The organism is Streptomyces sp. CB02056 (genome assembly GCF_001905545.1).
In the GTDB taxonomy this organism is placed as follows: domain Bacteria; phylum Actinomycetota; class Actinomycetes; order Streptomycetales; family Streptomycetaceae; genus Kitasatospora.
Window position 1 is genome coordinate 584,217 of sequence record NZ_LIPD01000001.1, and the last position, 19,029, is coordinate 603,245.

The following is a 19,029-nucleotide window of genomic DNA, read 5'->3' on the forward strand; positions in this document are numbered from 1 at the left end:
GATACGATCAGCGGCCATGGAGTTCGGTGGGGCATGGCGTCGCTGGCGCGCCCGGGGAACAACGGTCAGACACAGGCTGCTGGCCGGGGCGGTGGCCCTGGCGGCCGTGGCCGCGGCCGGCACCGCGACGGTGGCGTCCGGCGGTGAGCAGGCGGTCCGTCAGGAGGACCGTTTCCTCAGCATGCCGGAGACGCCCGGCAGCGCCCAGCAGGTCCAGCTGGACACCTCCTTCTTCACCACCGGCGGCGGTCCGCGCCCGGCGGTGCTGCTCGCCCACGGCTTCGGCGGCTCCAAGGAGGGCGAGCGGCAGCGCGCCGAGCAGCTGGCCCGGCAGGGGTACGCGGTGCTGACCTGGTCGGCGCGCGGCTTCGGGCACTCGGGCGGGAAGATCGGCCTGAACGCGCCCGACCGTGAGGTCGAGGACGTCAAGCACCTGGTGGACTGGCTGGCCCAGCGGCCCGAGGTGCAGCTGGACGGGCCCGGCGACCCGAAGGTCGGCATCACCGGCGCCTCGTACGGCGGGGCGGTCTCGCTGCTGGCCTCCGCGTACGACCACCGGATCGACGCGGTGGCCACCCAGATCACCTGGTGGAACCTGGCCGACGCGCTGTTCCCGCAGGGCGTGCAGGGCTCGGGCGCGGCGGACGGCGTGTTCAAGAAGCTGTGGGCCGGGATCTTCTTCACCACCGGCTCGGCCGGGGACCTCGGGCCCTCCGGGGAGGCGCCGCGGGAGAGCGGCGGCCCCGGGCCGAAGGCGGACGGGCCGGTCGGCTGCGGGCGGTTCCTGGAGTCGCTCTGCCAGATGTACGACCGGGTCGCCACCGCCGGGCACGCCGACCCGGAGGCCGTCGCGCTGCTGGACCGCTCCAGCCCGTCCTCGGTGGCGGCGCAGCTCAAGGCGCCGACGCTGGTGGTGCAGGGGCAGCAGGACTCGCTGTTCCCGCTGGACCAGGGCGACCGGATCGCCAAGGCGGTGGCCGCCAACGGCGCCCCGGTGGCGGTCGACTGGTTCGCCGGCGGCCACGACGGCGGGACGGACACCAGCGCCCGGGTCGACGACCGGGTCACCGCCTGGTTCGACCACTACTTGAAGGGCCGCGGCAACGACACCGGCGCCGACTTCCGGGTCACCCGCACCGGCGGGGTCGACTCGACCGGCTTCCAGGCCGTGCTGCGCGGGGCCACCGCCGACCGGTACCCGGGCCTGGGCGGGACCGGCTCGCGGACCGTCGAACTGGCCGGCGGCGAGCAGACCCTCGCCAACCCGCCCGGCGGCGCGCCGCCCGGCATCTCGACACTGCCCGGCGTCGGCGCGCTCAGCCAGGCCGCCTCGCTGGGCGCCGGGCTCTCCCTGGACTTCCCCGGGCAGAACGCCGCCTTCGACTCTGCGCCGCTGGACTCGCCGCTGCACCTGACCGGGCAGCCGACCGTCCCGGTGCGGGTGACGGCCGACCGGCCGGACGCGGTGCTGTTCGCGAAGCTGTACGACGTCGGCCCGGACGGCAAGGCGGTGCTGCCGCAGCAGCTGGCCGCCCCGCTGCGGGTCACCGGCGCGGACGCCGGGCAGACCGTCACGGTGGCGCTGCCGACCGTGGACCACACCTTCCCGGCCGGGCACCGGGTGCGGCTGGTGCTGGCGAGCACCGACCTCGCGTACGCCTCGCCGGTCGAGCCGGCCACCTACCGGGTGGCGCCGGCCGGGGCGCTCACCGTGCCCACCGTCGAGGAGCTGGTCACCGAGGCGGCGCCGCTGCCCGCGCGGACCTGGCTGCTGCCGGTGATCGCCGTCCTGGCGGCCGCGGCCCTGCTGCTGGCACCGCGGCTGCGGCGCCGGCGGGCCGCCGCCGGGCCCGGCTTCGACCCGGAGCTGGCCGCCGTGCCGCTGCTGATCAGCGGGCTGAGCAAGCGCTACAAGGGCGCCCAGGACCGCTACGCCGTACGGGAGCTGGGCTTCCGGGTGGAGCGGGGGCAGGTGCTCGGACTGCTCGGGCCGAACGGCGCGGGCAAGACCACCACGCTGCGGATGCTGATGGGACTGATCCGGCCGGACGCCGGGGAGATCAGGATCTTCGGGCACCTGGTGCGGCCCGGCGCGCCGGTGCTGTCGCGGGTCGGGGCGTTCGTGGAGGGCGCGGGCTTCCTGCCGCACCTCACCGGGCGGGCCAACCTGCGGCTGTACTGGCAGGCGACCGGACGGCCGGAGGCCGACGCGCGCTTCGACGAGGCGCTGGCCATCGCCGGGCTCGGCGAGGCGCTGGACCGCGCGGTGCGGACGTACTCGCAGGGCATGCGGCAGCGGCTGGCGATCGCGCAGGCGATGCTCGGGATGCCGGACCTGCTGATCCTGGACGAGCCCACCAACGGGCTGGACCCGCCGCAGATCCGGGAGATGCGCGAGGTGATGATCCGGTACGCCGCCGGCGGGCGGACCGTGATCGTGTCGAGCCACCTGCTGTCCGAGGTCGAGCAGAGCTGCACGGACCTGGTGGTGATGGACCGCGGGCGGCTGGTCACGGCCGGCCCGGTCGCGGACATCGTGGGCGCCGGCGAGCTGCTGATGATCGGCATCGCCGAGCCGTACGACCCGGCCTCGGTGGCCGACAAGGTGGCCGCGCTGGCCGGGGTCGGCTCGGCGGAGGCCGTCGAGGGCGGACTGCTGGTGCGGCTGGACGGACTGGCGGCCAGCGAGCTGCTGGCCGAACTGGTGCGGCTGGAGGTGCCGGTGGAGAGCGCCGGGCCGCAGCGGCGGCTGGAGGACGCGTTCCTGTCGTTGATCGGAGGTGGAGCGTGAGTGCCGTGACGAAGGACCACACGGAGCCGGAGGACCGTGCCGGGTCGATGGACCACGCCGAGGGGTACCGGGCGGGCCGGACGCTGCCGCTGCGGGTGGAGGCGGTGCGGCAGCTGCGCCGGCGCCGCACGATGGTGATCGGCGGGGTGCTGGCCGCCATGCCGTTCGTCATCCTGGCCGCGTTCCAGCTCGGCGGCACCCCGGGCCGGCCGGACCGGACCACCTTCATCGAGCTGGCCACCGCCTCGGGGGCCAACTTCGCCGTCACCATGCTGTTCGTCGGCACCGGCTTCATGCTGGTCATCCCGGTCGCGCTGTTCTGCGGGGACACCGTCGCCTCCGAGGCCAGCTGGTCCTCGCTGCGCTACCTGCTGGCCGCGCCGGTGCCCCGGGCCCGGCTGCTGGCCCGCAAGTTCGCCGTCGGGCTGGGGTTCTCGGCGGTGGCGGTGGTGATGCTGCCCGCGATCGGGCTGGTCGTCGGCACCGCGGCGTACGGCTGGGGGGACCTCAAGCTGCCCGCCGGGGTCAGCCTGCCGGCCGGGCAGGCGCTGCCCAGGATCGCCATCGCGGTGGCCTTCGTGTTCCTCAGCGAGATCGTGATCGCGGCGCTGGCGTTCTGGCTCTCCACGGCGACGGACGCGCCGCTGGGCGCCGTCGGCGGCGCGGTGTTCGCCTCGATCATCACCGGGGTGCTGGACGCCGTCACCGCGCTCGGCGACCTGCGGGAGTGGCTGCCGGCGCACTGGCAGTACTCCTGGGCGGACGCCCTGCAGCCGCAGCTGGAGTGGGGCGGCATGGTGCAGGGCGTCTCGCTGTCGCTCTCGTACGCGGTGGTGCTGCTGGCGCTGGCGTTCCGGGGGTTCGCGCGCAAGGACGTGGTGTCGTAGCCGGGCGTGGGGCTGGGGCCGGAGGCGGGGCGGACGTGGGGCCGGAGGTGGGGGCGGACGTGGGGCCGGAGGCGGGGGCGCGGGGTTCGGCGGGGGATGCGGGATCATGGGTGGGTAGCTGACCTCCCTGGTGAAGGACCCGAACCGTGGCCCAGATCGTCCTCTTCCACTCCGCCTACGGGCTGCGCCCCGCCGTGCACGCCGCCGCCGAGCGGCTGCGCGCCGCCGGGCACACCGTGCACACGCCGGACCTGTTCGACGGGCGGACCTTCGAGTCCGTCGAGGAGGCGCAGGAGTTCCAGGAGGAGCTCGGCGGCCGCGACGAGCTGCTGCGCCGGGCGGTGACGGCGGCCGCGCCGGTGTCCGACGGCGGGCTGGTGTACGCCGGCTTCTCGCTCGGCGGCGCGGTGGCGCAGAACCTGGCGCTGGCCGACGACAAGGCGCGCGGGCTGCTGCTCCTGCACGGCACCTCGGACCTGCGGGAGGACGCGGTCACCGAGATCCCGGTGCAGCTGCACATCGCGGAGCCGGACCCGTTCGAGCCGGAGGACTGGCTGAACGCCTGGTACCTGCGGATGCGCCGGGCCGGGGCGGAGGTGGAGGTGCACCGCTACCGGGGCGCCGGGCACCTGTTCACCGACCCGTCGCTGCCGGACTACGACGAGGACGCGGCCGAGCGGGCCTGGGCGGCGTCGCTGGACTTCCTCGCGGAGCTGGACGGCTGACGGCCGACGGAGGGGCGGAGCACGGAACCGCCCGCCCGGACGGGGATCCGGGCGGGCGGGGCGGAGGCGGGCGGGGTCAGGCCGGCGTGGGCTTGATCATGGCGAAGGGGGCGCCCTGCGGGTCGGCGACGACGGTCATCCGGCCGGCCATCATGTCGAAGGGCGGGGCGAGGACGGTGCCGTTGCGCTTGACCAGGGCGTCCACGGTGGAGTCGACGTCGTCGACCGCGAAGTAGGTCAGCCAGTGGGCCGGGGTGCCGGGCGGGTCGTTGGCGAGCAGGGTGGCGCCGCCCACCGCCTTGCCGCCGACCTGTAGCACCCAGTACGAGTCCACGCCCGGCATCGGCTCGATCTCGATGCCGAACGCCTCGCCGTAGAAGCCGGTGGCGGCCGGGATGTCGCTGGTGTGCAGTTCGTTCCAGGTCAGCGCGCCGGGTTCGTTGACGACCTGGGCGCCGAAGAACTCGCCCGGCTGCCAGACGCCGAAGACCGCGCCCTGCGGGTCGGCGGCGATCAGCATCCGGCCCAGGTCGCCGACGTCCATGACCGGGACGAGCAGGGTGCCGCCGGCGGCGACGATCGCGTCCTGGGTGGCCTGGGCGTCGGTGCTGGCCAGGTAGCTGGTCCAGACGGTGGGCGGTTCCGGCATCCCCTCGGGGGCCGACGCCGGGCCGATGCCGGCCGCGGCCTTGCCGTCGAGCGTGCAGACGGCGTAGCCGCCGAACTCGGCCGGGCCGGCCTGCCCCTGCCAGCCGAGGAGGTCGCGGTAGAAGTCCAGTGCGGCCTGCTGGTCCTTGGCCATCAGGTCGACCCAACACGGGGTGCCGGTCGCGTACGGGGTGGTGACTTCGGGCATGATCGCCCTTTCTGGTGAGGGGTCCCTGCCGGTCACCATCTCCTCGTGCACCGTGGTTCGCCACTCGAGACACCGCCCCGGCCGCCGGCTCGGCCGAGGCCCCGGGCGAGGGCGGGGGTGAGGGCCCGGCCGGCGGCCCGGGCGGGGTCGACCCCGATGGCCGTACCGGTGCGCCCGTTCGAGCGGCGGTCGGGTCGACACCGTGTGCGGCGGCACCGGCCGATGGTTCGAGCACTGACGCTTCTGTGTGGCACCACCAGCCCCTGTGCCGGCGCGTCGGGCGCCGGCCGCTCGCCACCGGAGGCAACCCCTTGAGAAAGAGCCACTGGACCAGTCGACGGTTCACCGCCGCTGTCGTCGGCGCGACCGCGACGGCGGTCGTCCTCTCCCCGGCCGGGGCCGGAGAGGCCTTCGCGGCCCGGGCCTGCTTCGAGCGGTCCGTCGAGCCGTACACCTCGGTGGTCGACAGCCACCTGCACTTCCGGCCCTTCGGCGGACCGGCGATCCCCTTCGAGGAGATGACCGACTACCTGCGCAAGAGCGGGGTCCGCTACGCGAACATGTTCGGCATCGGGCAGGTGCTGCCCGCCGACTCCGACTGCGTGTACTACCTCGACTGTCCCGGCACGCCCGTACGGCCGAGGATGCGCAACGATTTCGCCAACGCCGAGAGCCTGCGCGAGTTCCGGCCGACCGACCCGGACCTCACGCTCTCCATGACGTTCATGGACCTGCACCACCCCGAGACCGTCCCGCCCGGGATCGAGCTGCTGGACCGCGAGTACCCGGGGATGTTCCGCTGGGCCGGCGAGGTCAACGTCGTCAAGCAGGCGCTGTTCCCGAACCTCGCCGAGCCGGCCACCAGCGAGGACATCCCGAACTGGGCGCCGTTCATGAAGGTGTTCCGCGAGCGGGGGCTCCCCGTCACCTTCCACTCCGACCTCGGCAACGACGTCGAGCCGACGAAGTACCTGCACCTGATGGAGGAGATCCTCGCGCAGTACCCCGACAACAAGATCGTCTGGGCGCACATGGGCCTCTCGAAGGAGCTCTCCCACATGGACCCGGACGAGCACATCCGCATCCTGGAGCGGCTGCTCGACCAGCACCCCAACCTGACCGTGGACCTGAGCTGGCGGGTGCTGGAGGACCAGTACTTCAGCCTGCCCGGCGTACGGCAGAAGTACGCGTCCTTCCTCGACCGCCACCCGACCCGGGCGATCACGGGGACGGACTTCGTGGCGGCGCGGAACAAGGACTACGCGGTGTACGAGCAGGAGTTGGAAGTCACCAGCCGGATCAACCGCGCGCTCGGGGACGAGGCCTTCCGGGACATCGCGCTCGGCCAGAACTACTTCCGGCTGCTGGGCCTGAAGGCCAAGGCGCCCAAGGTCTGCCCGTCCGGCGCCAAGCCGGTCGGCAAGGACGCGACGTACCCGAGCCCGCCCGGGCAGCCCGCCGGCGTGGCCGACGAGGACTGAGCAACTCGCGGACGGCGGTCGGCCGTTGGCGTGGCCCCTCGCGCCGGTGGGCGCGAGGGGCCACGGCATGTCCGGCGGGGGTGGTCGGAGAGCGGACGGTGGCTTGAAAGCGACCCTTGTGGGTAGTTGATCGGACGCATAGCGTGACGGCCTGCCGCATCGCGGTTCCTGCCAGCCCGATGAGAGAGGTGGCTTCGCCATGCCCGAAAACCTCGACTACGCCGAGCCGAGACCTCAAGGCGGGCTACCTCTGTTCTTGGCCAGCGCCCCGGCGTTCACGCCGGACGTGAAGGCCGTCCCTGGCTCGGAGGAGCGGAGCGCCGGAGTTCTCTGCGCCTCCGGGGCGAGGGTTAGGCGGTCGGGCGTTGCCGACTCTCGATGTAGTGGCGTACGACGGTGGGCGGCGCACCACCGCATGAGCCCGCGTAGTAGGAACCGGACCAGAAGCGGCCGCCCCACAGGTAGCGGCGGACGTGGCTGTCGTACTCCTGTCGGAGCCTTCGGGAACTGACGCCTTTTAGGCTGCTGACCAGTGTGGAGAGCTGGATCTCGGGCGGGTAGCGCAACAGCGGATGCACATGATCCTGTTCGTATCGAACTGCTTCGACTCGGCCTCGAAGTCCGCGCATACGTCCCGCATGATTTCTTCGTAGCGGGTCGGCGTGGCGTCCGGAAGGCCCTGCGCCGGCACTTCGTGACGAACCCAAGTGGACGTGCAGGCTGTGGACGACATGGCGGCCGGTGCGCACATCGGGGTTCGGATTCCAGCGCGATGACATGAGCCAAAGCGCTACGGTGGGCATCGTGCAGCTTCGGTATGCCTTCCGCGTGTACCCGAGTGCCGGTCAGCGTGCTTCGCTGGCAAGGTCGTTCGGGTGTGCGCGGGTGGTCTTCAATGACGCGCTCCGCGTCCGTGAGGACGCCCGCGCCGCCGGGCTGCCGTTCGTCACGTCGGCCGAGCTGTCCAAGCGGCTGACGGCCTCGAAGAAGCCCCCCGGGCGTGCCTGGCTCGGCGAGGTGTCCTCGGTGATCCTGCAGCAGTCCTTGCGGGACCTGGACACCGCGTACCGGAACTTCTTCGACGGCATCAGGGGCAAACGGCCGAAGGCCGGACCGCCCCGCTTCAAGTCCCGTAGGGACAGCCGGCAGGCGATCCGCTTCACCGCCAACGCCGGATGGAGGATCACCGACGGCGGGAAACTGCGTCTGCCGAAGATCGGTGATGTGCGGGTGAAGTGGTCGCGGGCGCTGCCGTCGGTGCCGTCCACGGTGACCGTGGTCCAGGACGCCGCCGGGCGGTACTTCGCCTCCTTCGTGGTCGAGACCGACCCGGCCGCCGACCGTGAGCGAATGCCCGCGGCCGACGCCACGGTCGGCATCGACCTCGGACTGGCCCACTTCGCCGTGCTCTCGGACGGCACGAAGATCGACAGCCCGAAGTTCCTGCGCCGCGCCGAGAAGAAGCTCAAGAAGGCGCAGCGGGTGCTCAGTCGCAAGGTGAAGGGGTCGAAGAACCGGGACAAGGCCCGGGTCGGGGTCGCCCGTGCGCACGCGCGGGTGGCCGATGCGCGGCGCGAGTTCCACCACCGGCTCTCCACCAGGTTGATCCGCGAGAACCAAGCGGTCGCCGTGGAGGACCTGGCGGTGAAGGGACTCGCCCGCACGCGCCTGGCCAAGTCCGTGCACGACGCCGGGTGGTCGGCGTTCGTGACCATGTTGGAGTACAAGGCCGTGCGGTACGGGCGTGCCTTCCACCGGACAGGCCGCTTCGAGCCGACCTCACAGGTGTGCTCGGACTGCGGCGTCAAGGACGGCCCCAAACCCCTCGGTGTCCGGGAGTGGACGTGCGGGGCGTGCGGGGCCGTCCTGGACCGGGACGTCAACGCGGCGGTCAACGTCGCCAAGGCCGCCGGACTGGCGGTATCGGCCTGTGGAGCGCAGGTAAGACCGGAACGCGTTCCGGCGCAGCGCGGTGAAGCAGGAACCCACCCGAAGCCGTACCGGGCAACGGTGCGACAGACGGGAATCACTCGCCTCTAGGCGGGTGAGGATGTCAACAGCGGTACATGGGCTGGTACGGGTACGACAACCCGAAGTTCCCGATCGTCACCCCGTAGCCACACCGTCCGGCCCTTCCGGTCCGACCCGTCGTGGGGGCGGGGCGCGGGAACGGAGGGGGTGCGGCCCCTCGCGCCGGTTCGGGCGCGAGGGGCCTCGCTGTGCGGGAGGTCGGGTGGGCCTCCTGTGTCGGGGGGAAGAGGCCGGAGCGGCCCCTCGGGCGGCCCGTTCGGCGTACGGTCGACGTATGGACGTACGTGCGCGACTGCTCTCGGTCAACGTCGGCAGGCCCCGGCCTAACCCGTGGAAGGAAGACCTCGGTCTCACCGGCATCGACAAGCGCCCCGTGGACGGCCCGGTCGCGGTGGCCGCGCCGGGCCCCAAGGGGACGGGCGCCGTCGCCCTGGCCGGGGACCGGGTCTACGACGTGAAGAACCACGGCGGCGACGACCAGGCGGTGTACGCCTACGCCCGGGAGGACCTGGACGGCTGGCAGACGGAGCTCGGCCGGGACCTGGCCAACGGCTCCTTCGGTGAGAACCTGACCACCACCGGCCTGGACGTGAGCGGCGCTCTGATCGGGGAGCGCTGGCGGATCGGCCCGGACGTCGTCCTGGAGGTGTCCTGCTCGCGCATCCCCTGCGGGACCTTCCAGGGCTGGCTGGCGAGGAAGGGCTGGATCCGGCGCTTCACCGAGGCGGCCCTGCCCGGCGCCTACCTGCGGGTGGTCGAACCGGGCGAGCTGCGCGCGGGGGACGCGGTGGAGGTGGTGCACCGCCCGGACCACGACGTCACGGTGGCCCGGTCGTTCCGCGCGGTGACGACCGAACCGGAGCTGCTGCCGGGCCTGTTGGCGGCGGAGGCACTCCCGGAGGAGATCAAGGAACTGGTGCGCCGGAGGGTCCGGGTGTAGGGCCGTTTCCTCGAACTCGCACGAGCGGGAGGTCTACCGCGCCCTGGAGGACACTCGCCCTCCGCATCGGTCACATCACCGACCCGCCGACCATCCGGATCACCGCAGCGTCCAACTCCGCCTCCCCGACCTCCTCGACGTCGACATCGGACAAACCCGCCGGCCACAGACCTGAACCAGCGACGTGCGAGAACATGGAGCCAGTCGATGAGTGACGAAGGCCGGCACGATCCACCCGCCGCTGAAAGGATCTCGACGCGGAACGGCGTGCCAGGAGAGACTGGGACACCTGGTCTTGAAGGAGTTGTGATGCAGGTAGCCGTGGTCACCTTCGACGGTTTCAACGAACTCGACAGCTTCATCGCCTCCGCGTTGATCAACCGGTGCCGCAAGGACGGGCTGGAGGCCTTCATCACAACGCCGACGCCGGTGGTCACGTCCATGAACGGCGTCAAGGTGACCGGGCAGCGCCCGATGGAGTTCGTGACCGAGGCCGACGTCGTGCTGATCGGCAGCGGAGTGAAAACACAAGACGTGGTCGCGAACGACCAGCTGATCTCCAGGCTGCGGCTCGACCCGTCGCGACAGCTGATCGGCTCGCAGTGCTCGGGCGCGCTGGTGCTCGCCCGGCTCGGGCTCCTGAAGGACATGCCCGCTTGCACGGACATCAAGAGCCGCCCTTTCGTCGAAGCCTGCGACGTCACCGTGCTGGACGCACCGTTTCACGCCGAGGGGAACATCGCCACGGCGGGCGGCTGCTTGGCATCCCAGTACCTCGCCACCTGGGTCATCACCCGAGTGCTCGGGGAAGACGCCGCGCGCGACGTCATCGGCTACGTCGCCCCGGTCGGTGAGAACCAAGAGACTGTCGAACGCGCCATCCGCGCCGTCCACTCGGGCGAGGCCGCACTGAGCTGAGCCGAGCTGACGCTGCGTCAGTCGGCGGCGGTCAGGTGCTGGGCGGCATCCGCCCGAACTGGATCAGTGACCTGTGAAGTACGGGGCTGGCGTGGGCGTGCGTGGGCAGCTGGGCTGACACCGGGGGGATCGATGGAGAACGCGCCGGACCACGGCCGGACCGTGCGGAACGGTTCGCTGGCGATGATCGGCCTGGGGGTCCTGCTGTTCGTCCTCAGCCTGGTCTACCTGATACCGCACGACATGGGGGTGACGTCGGATCTGCGCAGTCGCGGCGTCCACGTCCCCGCGGTCGTCACCGAGTGCGTGGAGGTGAGCGGGCCGCGGGACAACCCGGCGGGCAACTCCGAGTGCCGGGTGCGGTTCACGACGGCCGAGGGTGCGTCGGTCGAGACCCGACTCGCCTACGTCACCGGCACCGTCAAGGCCCGTGACACCGTGACGGTGGTGTACGACCCCCGGCACACCGACGTCGCCGCCCTCGCTTCGAGCATCGGCTTCTGGGACTCGCTGGTCCGGAACGCGCTCGACGTGGTCGCGCTGGTCGCGTCGGTGGTCATGGTCCTGGTGGGCCTCGCGGTCCACCTCGCGTACCGCTGGCTCACCCGGGCGCGCAGCCGGCCCGGGGCGATGTGACGCCCCTGCGCCCGCGCCCGGGACTGGCGGCGAGGGGCGCGGAGCGCAGGAAGTCGGGCGGGCCGACTTCCTGCGCTGGAGCGGGTCAGGCGTGGTGGTCGAACTCGCCGGCCTGGGTGGCTCGGAGGAAGGCGGCGAAGGTGGTGGGGGTGGTGTGGAGAGTGAGGTGGCCCTCGTCGGACTCGCGGAGTTCGACCGAGCCGTTGGCCGTGCGGACCTCGACGCAGTACTCGGCATTGCCGCTGAAAGAGGACTTCTGCCAGTCGCAGTTGGGCATGTCGGCCTCCTGGGTTGGGCTGCTGATGGTACGCCCCGCGCCTGGGGAGGGCGAGGGGGCGTCACGCCGCTCGGGGGTCAGCGGCCGATGCGGGCGAAGGTGAAGGCGGTGGAGCCTTCGAGGACGGGGATGACCTCGATCCTGCTCTGCCGACCGGGTTCGAGGACGGTCCACGAGGAGCCCTGGGGGGACTTGATCCGGTAGGTGTCCGGGACGCCGTCGACCGGGATCAGCTCCCACTCCGGGGCGTCGCCCTGGTCGAGGAGGAGGGAGACCAGCGGGCCGGCGGGCTGGAGGTCCTCCACGGCGGTCGGGGCGCCCTTGGCGTAGAGCCGGTAGTGGTTGTTGGGATAGGCCTCGACGAGCCAGACGGCCTCCTGGTCGTCGGTGTTGGCGAAGACGGCTTTGGGGGAGAGGTCCAGGGCTTCGTGACGGGCGCGGCCGATCCGGGCGTCGCCGCTCTGGATGGTGTAGAGACCGGACTCCAGCTGGGCCATGGCTGTCATTCCTTCGCGATGCGGGCGAGGTGCAGGACAGTTGTACGTGCTCGGAGGAAGACGAGGGAGGGGCCTCGGCGTGCCGTCACCTGAACGAGCTACGCCCCCTCGCCGGGGCAGGCGAGGGGGCGTGGATGGTGTGGAGTGTCAGGCGTGGTGGTCGAATTCGCCGGCCTTGACGCCGAGGAGGAGGGCGGCGAGGGCAGTGGGGGTGCTGCGGATGGTGAGGTGGCCTTCGTCGGATTCGCGGAGTTCGACTGCCCAACCCACCGTACGGACCTCCACGCAGTTCTCGACGTTGCCGCTGAAGGAGGACTTCTGCCACTCGGTGTCGGTCATGTTGGGCCCTTTCACAGGTTTCGCGCGATCTTGCGAATCAAGTCGCGGGAGTCATCCTCGCTCAGTGCCGATGCTTCGGTGCGTTCGAAGATGGCCCGGTAGCTGGCCAGCTCGCTGACGGCATCGAGGTATTCGGGACCGTGGGAGGACTCCCGTTCAACGGTGTCGAGCTCAGGGACCGCACCGAACGAGTACGTGAGGTTCTCGGCGGGCCCGGGAAAGGTCTCGATGTCGAACGGCACCACGCGAATGGTCATCCAAGGCAACTCGGAGTCTTCGAGCAAGGAGGAAAGCTGTTCCTTGAGGACCGCCGTGCCGCCGAACCGCGTCCACAGTACTGATTCGTAGATGAAGAAGGTCAGGGGCTTCGGACTGCGACGCAGTTCGGCCTTGCGCTGCATCCTGAACGCGGTGCGGGCCTCCAGCTCGTGCTGAGGCAGCGGAGGAAAGACGCGTCCAAAGACAGCTGAGGCGTAGTTGAAGGTCTGGCAAGGGCCGGGCATGTGGGTGAGAAGCCACAGCATGAGTTCACGGGAGGTCTTCTCAAACTCTGCGTTCTCAAGGACGCCGTCCGGGACAGCGCCTCGATGCTTCTCCCACCAGCCCTTGGAGCGGTCCCGAACCATGGCTTCCAGAGCCTCGATCAAGGGCGGGTTTATGCACTTGCAGGCTGCCGCGAAGGACCGGAGTCGGTCCACGTTTACGCTGGTCTTTCCGTTCTCCATCTGTGTCACTTGGGCAGCGCTCACGCCAAGTGCACGAGCGAGCTGGCTGCCACCGAGGCCGGATTGCTCGCGCATCTTCCGTAGCTCGGCGCCCAGGCGGCGCTGACGAAGGGTTGGGTTCTGGCGACCAGGCATGGTGACAGTCTGCCTCGCCAGCACGTGATGGGGCCATCTGTCCCTCGGGAGAGGGAACTTCGGCAGAACAACCTAAAATTAAGTAGTTCCTGCGTTATGGTCGGTCTCACATCGATCCGACGGATCGTCAGTAACGCCTGCTAGCAAGCACCGCAGAGCAGCCATGTCCTTCTCCATCGGCCTGGCTCACGGCGACACATGTTCCGCCGGTTCCCCCTCACTCACGCCTCGGGAGAACTCCCATGCGTCACATCAACACCCCCACCATCGCGGTCGCGCGGCAGACGCTCCGCAACACCATGACCCGCGTCGGCTGGCCCGCCTCCCCGATCTTCGACGCGCAGCTCGCGCTCTGCGAGCTCCTCGTCAACGCCTGGCGGCACACCGAGACCCCCGCGCCGCTGGTCGAGATCATCTCCGAGGGGGACGTCCTCCGGGTCTCCGTCACGGACGAGAGCCCCGTCCTGCCCTCCGCCCCGCCGCTGTCCCTGCTCGCCGAGTCCGGCCGGGGCCTCCAGCTCGTCGCCGCCCTCACCCACGGCTGGGGCGTCGACCCCCACGAGCGTGCCAAATCCGTCTGGTTCGAGCTGCGGAAGGGCGCCGTCTGATGATCTACCGTCCCGGCCGTCACCCGATGCTGCCGACCGACCCCCGGATCCGCTACTACACCGAGGACCACATCAGCGCCCTCCTGGACGAAGTCGTGGAGCGGGGGCGCGAGTTCGGCCTCATCTTCCCCTCGATCGGCACCGACCGGACCATGGACGGCCGCGTCCTCGTCCGCTTCAACACGGCGCCGGCCTCAACTCTCCTGAACCTCCTCACCCTGCTCCTCGACGCCGAGCGCAGGACCTCGTGCGATACCTGATCGGGACGGCCTTCGCCGTCCTCCTCGCCCTCGCGACCGCCATCGTCGCCCTGGGCGTCGTCACCACCCTCCGCGCGGCCCCGCCGCCCGACCAGGACGCCTGACCCCGCCAGCCCCCGCCGCCCACGCGCCGGGGGCTGCGGCACGATGGACCCCATGCACAGCGACCACTACGCGCCGCCGACCACCCTCCTCGGCCTCCTCCAGCGCGGCCGGGGCCAGGGCGCGCGAATAGCCGCCGAGGATCCGGCGGCGGTCGCCGAACTCGTCCACGGCTGCATCCGCTGGGACTGGCGCTGGGACTCGCAGGTGGACGACCGACACCTCTACCTGGCCCGGCTGATCCTGGACCTGGAGCTCCCGGTCGCCCCGGTGGTGGACCTCCTGTCCGGTGACGAGGACACCCGGGACCGGGCCACCGGCGTGCTGGAGCTGCTGGCACTCGGCGGTTCGGAGGAAGCCCGGCGGGCGCTGCCGGACCGTATCTCCGAGGGGGACGGTCCGGCCCCGCGCCACCCCGCGAAACGCGTGGACCCGTACCCGGACCGGGACAACGCGGCTCTACTCGCCCTGCTGCGCGACCCGGGAGTCGCCGACGTTGCCAAGACGACCGCTCTCCTCGCGCTGTCGCTCCGGCCGCCAGAGCCCGAGCTGATCCCGCTGGTCCCCGCCCTCGCTGCCTCCGACGGCACCCGACCGCTGCCGCTGCTGGGTAAGGCCGTCGACCGGCTGGCCGGGCAGGCCGTGCCGGCGGCCCGGGAGTGGGCGGCTTCGGAGCAGGCGTGGCTCGCCGAGATCGGCTTCGGCGTGCTGGCCGCCCACGGTGACGAGAATGACGTGCCGAGCTTGATCGCCGAACTGGAGCGGCGGTGGGTGGACCGGTCCTGGTGCGGCCCGGACGATCTCGCGCGCGGTCTCGCCCGCTTCGGGCCGGAGGCCGCCGAGGCAGTCTCGCTGCTGCGCCGTTTCTGGCTCTGGACCCCGCACTCGTACGAGCGTGCCGACTACCTGGAGGCGCTGGCGGCGATGGGGGCCGCCGGCATGGCCGAGGCGTACGTCGAGTCGCTGTGGGACTGCGAGGCGCGAGCCCGTCTGCTGGGCGTCGAGCGGGCCCCCGACCGGCCCTACGCGCTGCGGAGGATCGCCTGCCTCCGCGACGACCCGATGGAGGAGCCGGAGGTCCGCGCGGCCGCCGGGGCACGACTTGCCGGGGCGACTGAGGGCGATCCGGTCAGCCGCCCCGGGGGCTAGAGTGGACGCGTGAACGTGTGAGTGATGGCCCGGGCCCCGCGAGGCGCTCCGGGCCACATCCATTTCCAGGGGAACCCCCTGTGACCTGCACGTTCGCCGGCCAGCCAGATCAGCACCAGAGCCTCCGGAGGCCCCGCCTTGAGCGACCAGCCGTTCGCGCATCTGCACGTCCACACCGAGTACTCGATGCTGGACGGTGCCGCCCGGCTGAAGCAGATGTTCAAGGAGGTCGAGCGCCTCGGTCAGACCCATGTGGCCATGACCGACCACGGCAACATGTACGGCGCCGCCGAGTTCCACCGGCAGGCGACCGACGCGGGCATCACCCCCGTCATCGGCATCGAGGCGTACGTCGCCCCGGAGTCCCGCTCGAACACCAAGCGCATCCTGTGGGGCCAGCCGCACCAGAAGCGGGACGACGTCTCGGCGTCCGGCGCGTACACCCACAAGACCATCTGGGCCCGCAACAAGGAGGGCCTGCACAACCTCTTCAAGCTGACCTCGCGCTCGTACTCCGAGGGCTGGCTGGTGAAGTGGCCCCGGATGGACAAGGAGCTGATCGCCGAGCTGTCCGGCGGCCTGATGGCCACCACCGGCTGCCCCTCCGGCGAGGTGCAGACCCGGCTGCGCCTGGGCCAGTTCGACGAGGCGCTGAAGTCCGCCGCCGACTACCAGGACATCTTCGGCAAGGAGAACTACTTCCTGGAGCTGATGGACCACGGCCTCGACATCGAGAAGCGGGTCCGCGACGGGCTGCTGGAGATCAGCAGGAAGCTGGACATCCCGCCGGTCGTCACCAACGACTCGCACTACACCACCGAGGCCGACGCCGGGGCGCACGACCTGCTGCTCTGCGTCCAGACCGGCAAGAACCTCTCGGACCCGGACCGCTTCCGCTTCGACGGCACCGGCTACTACATCAAGTCGGCCGCCGAGATGTACGCCCTCGACTCCTCGGACGCCTGGCAGGAGGGCTGCCGCAACAGCCAACTCCTCGTCGCCTCCCGGGTCGACACCGAGGGCATGTTCAAGTTCAAGAACCTCATGCCGCGCTTCCCGATCCCGGAGGGCTTCGAGTCCGAGGCGGACTTCTTCAAGTCCCAGGTGTGGAAGGGCATGGACTGGCGCTTCCCGAACGGGTACGACGAGGAGCACAAGAAGCTCGCCGAGTACGAGATGGACACCATCATCCAGATGGGGTTCCCGGCGTACTTCCTCGTGGTCGCCGACTTCATCATGTGGGCCAAGAGCCAGGGCATCGCGGTCGGCCCGGGCCGTGGTTCGGCGGCCGGTTCGCTGGTCGCGTACGCGATGGGCATCACCGACCTCGACCCGATCCCGCACGGCCTGATCTTCGAGCGCTTCCTCAACCCCGAGCGCATCTCGATGCCCGATGTCGACATCGACTTCGACGAGCGCCGACGCGGTGACGTGATCCGCTACGTGACCGAGAAGTGGGGATCCGACAAGGTCGCCATGATCGTCACCTACGGCACCATCAAGGCGAAGGCCGCCATCAAGGACTCCTCGCGGGTCCTCGGCTACCCGTACGCGATGGGCGACCGGATCACCAAGGCGATGCCGCCGGACGTGATGGGCAAGGGAATCCCGCTCTCCGGCATCACCGACTCCTCGCACCCCCGCTACAGCGAGGCCGGCGAGATCCGCGGGCTGTACGAGAACGACCCGGACGTCCGGAAGGTCATCGACACCGCGCGCGGCATCGAGGGCCTGATCCGTCAGCCCGGCGTGCACGCCGCCGGCGTCATCATGTCCGCGGAGCCGCTGACCGACCACATCCCGGTCTGGACCCGGCACACCGACGGCGTCACCATCACGCAGTTCGACTATCCGACTTGTGAGGGCCTCGGCCTCCTCAAGATGGACTTCCTCGGCCTGCGCAACCTGACGATCATGGACGACGCCGTCAAGGCGATCGAGAAGAACAAGGGCGTCAAGATCAACCTGCTTGATCTGCCCCTGGACGACAAGCCGACCTACGAACTCCTCGCCCGCGGCGACACGCTCGGCGTCTTCCAGCTCGACGGCGGCCCCATGCGCTCGCTGCTGCGCCTGATGAAGCCCGACAACTTCGAGGACATCTCCGCCGTCCTGGCGCTGTACCGGCCCGGCCCGATGGGCGTCAACTCCCACACCAACTACGCGCTGCGCAAGAACGGCCAGCAGGAGATCACCCCGATCCACCCGGAGCTGGAGAAGCCCCTGGAGGAGGTGCTCCGGCCGACGTACGGCCTGATCGTCTACCAGGAGCAGGTGCAGAAGGCCGCGCAGATCCTGGCCGGCTACTCGCTCGGCCAGGCCGACCTGCTGCGCCGCGCCATGGGCAAGAAGAAGAAGGAGATCCTGGAGGCGGAGTTCGTCCCCTTCCAGAAGGGCTGCCGCGAGCGCGGTTACTCCGACGCGGCCATCCAGGCCGTGTGGGACGTCCTCGTCCCCTTCTCCGGCTACGCGTTCAACAAAGCGCACACCGCCGGCTACGGGCTGGTCTCGTACTGGACCGCCTACCTCAAGGCCAACTACCCGGCCGAGTACATGTCCGGGCTGCTCACCTCCGTCAAGGACGACAAGGACAAGTCCGCGGTCTACCTCAACGAGTGCCGCAAGATGGGCATCCAGGTGCTGCCGCCGGACGTCAACGAGTCGGACTCGGACTTCACCCCGCACGGTGACACCCTGGTCCGGTTCGGCCTGACCGCCATCCGCAACGTCGGCGGGCCGGTCGTCGACTCGATGATCCGGACCCGGAAGGCCAAGGGGAAGTTCGCGTCCTTCCCCGACTTCCTGGACAAGGTGGAGTCGGTGGTCTGCAACAAGCGGACCGTCGAATCGCTGATCAAGGCTGGCGCCTTCGACTCGCTCGGCCACACCCGCAAGGGCCTGAGCGCCCAGTTCGAGCCGATGATCGACAACGTCGTCGACGTGAAGCGCAAGCAGGCGGTCGGACAGTACGACCTCTTCGGCGGCGACACCGCCTCCGAGGAGCCGAGCTTCGGACTGGACGTCGTCTTCTCCGAGGAGGAGTGGGAGAAGTCCTTCCTGCTCACCCAGGAGCGGGAGATGCTCGGCCTCTACGTCTCCTCGCACCCGCTGCACGGCATCGAGCACGTGCTCGCCGACAAGGCGGACTGCGCGGTGGCCGACCTCGCGGAGCGGCCGGACGGGACGATCGTCACCATCGGCGGCATCATCTCGGGCCTCCAGCGGAAGATGACCAAGCAGGGCAACGCCTGGGCGATCGCGACCGTCGAGGACCTGGCCGGCTCCATCGACTGCATGTTCTTCCCGGCCAGCTACCAGCTGGTCTCCTCGCAGCTGGCCGAGGACGCCGTCGTCTTCGTGCGCGGCAAGCTGGACAAGCGGGAGGACGTGCCGCGGCTGATGGGGATGGAGCTGTCCGTCCCCGACCTGTCGAACGCGCACGCCGAGGCGCCGATCACCATCCTCATCCCGAGCGCGAAGGTCACCCCGCCGCTGGTGGCCCGGCTCGGCGAGGTGCTCGGGAGCCACCGGGGCACCACCGAGGTGCGGGTGCGGCTGGAGGGCCGCGACAAGACCACGGTGCTGCGGCTCGACCGGCACCGGGTGAAGTCCGACCCGGCGCTGTTCGGGGACCTGAAGCAGCTGCTCGGGCCGAGCTGCCTGGCGGGCTAG

At 70.7% G+C, this 19,029-nt stretch carries 19 protein-coding genes; 12 read left to right on the forward strand and 7 right to left on the reverse strand.

From position 1 onward, the window contains the following. Positions 1 to 16 precede the first annotated feature (16 nt). The 3 genes from AMK13_RS02555 to AMK13_RS02570 all read left to right on the forward strand — a co-directional run bounded on the left by AMK13_RS02555 (position 17) and on the right by AMK13_RS02570 (position 4,403). Complete coding sequence (locus AMK13_RS02555) at positions 17 to 2,791, forward strand: alpha/beta fold hydrolase (RefSeq protein ID WP_074000918.1); 2,775 nt, start codon at positions 17 to 19, stop codon at positions 2,789 to 2,791. Between the two features lie 47 nt (positions 2,792 to 2,838). After that, complete coding sequence (locus AMK13_RS02560; RefSeq protein WP_049649556.1) at positions 2,839 to 3,678, forward strand: ABC transporter permease; 840 nt, start codon at positions 2,839 to 2,841, stop codon at positions 3,676 to 3,678. 146 nt (positions 3,679 to 3,824) lie between these two features. Further along, positions 3,825 to 4,403, forward strand: a complete 579-nt coding sequence (locus AMK13_RS02570) for a dienelactone hydrolase family protein (RefSeq protein WP_074000919.1) — start codon at positions 3,825 to 3,827, stop codon at positions 4,401 to 4,403. A gap of 76 nt (positions 4,404 to 4,479) precedes the next feature. Here the strand turns inward: AMK13_RS02570 and AMK13_RS02575 are convergent, their stop codons facing one another. Next, on the reverse strand, positions 4,480 to 5,259 hold the full coding sequence (locus AMK13_RS02575; RefSeq protein WP_049649537.1) for a VOC family protein: 780 nt from the start codon (positions 5,257 to 5,259) through the stop codon (positions 4,480 to 4,482). A gap of 311 nt (positions 5,260 to 5,570) precedes the next feature. Here AMK13_RS02575 and AMK13_RS02580 point away from each other — a divergent pair, with 311 nt between their 5' ends. Beyond that, positions 5,571 to 6,740, forward strand: coding sequence for an amidohydrolase family protein (locus AMK13_RS02580; RefSeq protein ID WP_063780040.1), 1,170 nt, complete (start codon positions 5,571 to 5,573; stop codon positions 6,738 to 6,740). A gap of 350 nt (positions 6,741 to 7,090) precedes the next feature. Here AMK13_RS02580 and tnpA read toward each other — a convergent pair whose 3' ends face one another. Beyond that, positions 7,091 to 7,543 (reverse strand): IS200/IS605 family transposase, encoded by a 453-nt coding sequence (gene tnpA / locus AMK13_RS02585; protein ID WP_443333948.1) that lies wholly within the window; start codon positions 7,541 to 7,543, stop codon positions 7,091 to 7,093. Between the two features lies 1 nt (position 7,544). Between tnpA and AMK13_RS02590 the strand changes: the two genes are divergently transcribed. Then, positions 7,545 to 8,780, forward strand: coding sequence for an RNA-guided endonuclease InsQ/TnpB family protein (locus AMK13_RS02590; protein ID WP_074001193.1), 1,236 nt, complete (start codon positions 7,545 to 7,547; stop codon positions 8,778 to 8,780). Positions 8,781 to 9,045: 265 nt separating this feature from the next. After that, positions 9,046 to 9,711 (forward strand): MOSC domain-containing protein, encoded by a 666-nt coding sequence (locus AMK13_RS02595; RefSeq protein ID WP_074000920.1) that lies wholly within the window; start codon positions 9,046 to 9,048, stop codon positions 9,709 to 9,711. 70 nt (positions 9,712 to 9,781) lie between these two features. On the opposite strand, the gene AMK13_RS45700 is transcribed toward AMK13_RS02595, so the two are convergent. Continuing rightward, entirely contained in the window at positions 9,782 to 9,907 is a 126-nt protein-coding gene (locus AMK13_RS45700; protein WP_255357394.1) for a hypothetical protein, read from the reverse strand. A gap of 113 nt (positions 9,908 to 10,020) precedes the next feature. On the opposite strand from AMK13_RS45700, the gene AMK13_RS02600 reads away from it, so the two are divergent. Together AMK13_RS02600 and AMK13_RS02605 are read left to right on the forward strand one after the other, a co-directional pair. After that, positions 10,021 to 10,629 (forward strand): DJ-1/PfpI family protein, encoded by a 609-nt coding sequence (locus AMK13_RS02600; protein ID WP_074000921.1) that lies wholly within the window; start codon positions 10,021 to 10,023, stop codon positions 10,627 to 10,629. A gap of 132 nt (positions 10,630 to 10,761) precedes the next feature. Next, positions 10,762 to 11,265: a DUF3592 domain-containing protein gene (locus AMK13_RS02605; protein ID WP_074000922.1), complete on the forward strand. Its 504-nt coding sequence runs from the start codon at positions 10,762 to 10,764 to the stop codon at positions 11,263 to 11,265. 85 nt (positions 11,266 to 11,350) lie between these two features. Here the strand turns inward: AMK13_RS02605 and AMK13_RS02610 are convergent, their stop codons facing one another. From AMK13_RS02610 to AMK13_RS02625, 4 genes are all read right to left on the reverse strand, one after another. After that, the gene (locus tag AMK13_RS02610; RefSeq protein WP_074000923.1) at positions 11,351 to 11,542 is read right to left on the reverse strand and encodes a DUF397 domain-containing protein; all 192 of its coding nucleotides are present in this window, start codon (positions 11,540 to 11,542) and stop codon (positions 11,351 to 11,353) included. Positions 11,543 to 11,619: 77 nt separating this feature from the next. Next, positions 11,620 to 12,039, reverse strand: a complete 420-nt coding sequence (locus tag AMK13_RS02615) for an I66 family serine proteinase inhibitor (protein WP_074000924.1) — start codon at positions 12,037 to 12,039, stop codon at positions 11,620 to 11,622. A 147-nt stretch (positions 12,040 to 12,186) separates the two neighbouring features. Continuing rightward, entirely contained in the window at positions 12,187 to 12,378 is a 192-nt protein-coding gene (locus AMK13_RS02620) for a DUF397 domain-containing protein (protein ID WP_074000925.1), read from the reverse strand. Between the two features lie 11 nt (positions 12,379 to 12,389). Further along, positions 12,390 to 13,238 carry a helix-turn-helix domain-containing protein gene (locus tag AMK13_RS02625; protein ID WP_074001194.1) on the reverse strand — a complete coding sequence of 283 codons (849 nt, stop codon included), beginning with the start codon at positions 13,236 to 13,238 and terminating at the stop codon, positions 12,390 to 12,392. A 242-nt stretch (positions 13,239 to 13,480) separates the two neighbouring features. On the opposite strand from AMK13_RS02625, the gene AMK13_RS02630 reads away from it, so the two are divergent. The 4 genes from AMK13_RS02630 (at position 13,481) to dnaE (ending at position 19,029) form a co-directional block, all read left to right on the forward strand. After that, entirely contained in the window at positions 13,481 to 13,846 is a 366-nt protein-coding gene (locus AMK13_RS02630) for an ATP-binding protein (protein ID WP_074000926.1), read from the forward strand. Next, entirely contained in the window at positions 13,846 to 14,106 is a 261-nt protein-coding gene (locus AMK13_RS02635) for a hypothetical protein (protein WP_049649547.1), read from the forward strand. Before AMK13_RS02630 ends, AMK13_RS02635 begins: the two co-directional genes overlap by 1 nt. 156 nt (positions 14,107 to 14,262) lie before the next feature. Then, entirely contained in the window at positions 14,263 to 15,357 is a 1,095-nt protein-coding gene (locus AMK13_RS02640) for a hypothetical protein (protein WP_079271773.1), read from the forward strand. 138 nt (positions 15,358 to 15,495) lie between these two features. After that, positions 15,496 to 19,029, forward strand: coding sequence for a DNA polymerase III subunit alpha (dnaE, locus tag AMK13_RS02645; RefSeq protein ID WP_049649549.1), 3,534 nt, complete (start codon positions 15,496 to 15,498; stop codon positions 19,027 to 19,029).

Excerpts from the sequence above, each read along its gene's own strand:
- AMK13_RS02595 (WP_074000920.1), top strand. The coding sequence starts at position 9,046 with ATGGACGTACGTGCGCGACTGCTCTCGGTCAACGTCGGCAGGCCCCGG.
- AMK13_RS02560 (WP_049649556.1), top strand. The coding sequence starts at position 2,839 with ATGGACCACGCCGAGGGGTACCGGGCGGGCCGGACGCTGCCGCTGCGG.
- AMK13_RS02575 (WP_049649537.1), bottom strand. The coding sequence starts at position 5,259 with ATGCCCGAAGTCACCACCCCGTACGCGACCGGCACCCCGTGTTGGGTC.
- AMK13_RS45700 (WP_255357394.1), bottom strand. The coding sequence starts at position 9,907 with ATGTTCTCGCACGTCGCTGGTTCAGGTCTGTGGCCGGCGGGTTTGTCC.
- AMK13_RS02635 (WP_049649547.1), top strand. The coding sequence starts at position 13,846 with ATGATCTACCGTCCCGGCCGTCACCCGATGCTGCCGACCGACCCCCGG.
- AMK13_RS02555 (WP_074000918.1), top strand. The coding sequence starts at position 17 with ATGGAGTTCGGTGGGGCATGGCGTCGCTGGCGCGCCCGGGGAACAACG.
- AMK13_RS02600 (WP_074000921.1), top strand. The coding sequence starts at position 10,021 with ATGCAGGTAGCCGTGGTCACCTTCGACGGTTTCAACGAACTCGACAGC.
- AMK13_RS02610 (WP_074000923.1), bottom strand. The coding sequence starts at position 11,542 with ATGCCCAACTGCGACTGGCAGAAGTCCTCTTTCAGCGGCAATGCCGAG.
- AMK13_RS02605 (WP_074000922.1), top strand. The coding sequence starts at position 10,762 with ATGGAGAACGCGCCGGACCACGGCCGGACCGTGCGGAACGGTTCGCTG.
- AMK13_RS02640 (WP_079271773.1), top strand. The coding sequence starts at position 14,263 with ATGCACAGCGACCACTACGCGCCGCCGACCACCCTCCTCGGCCTCCTC.
- tnpA (WP_443333948.1), bottom strand. The coding sequence starts at position 7,543 with ATGCCCACCGTAGCGCTTTGGCTCATGTCATCGCGCTGGAATCCGAAC.
- AMK13_RS02620 (WP_074000925.1), bottom strand. The coding sequence starts at position 12,378 with ATGACCGACACCGAGTGGCAGAAGTCCTCCTTCAGCGGCAACGTCGAG.
- AMK13_RS02630 (WP_074000926.1), top strand. The coding sequence starts at position 13,481 with ATGCGTCACATCAACACCCCCACCATCGCGGTCGCGCGGCAGACGCTC.
- AMK13_RS02625 (WP_074001194.1), bottom strand. The coding sequence starts at position 13,238 with ATGCCTGGTCGCCAGAACCCAACCCTTCGTCAGCGCCGCCTGGGCGCC.
- AMK13_RS02615 (WP_074000924.1), bottom strand. The coding sequence starts at position 12,039 with ATGGCCCAGCTGGAGTCCGGTCTCTACACCATCCAGAGCGGCGACGCC.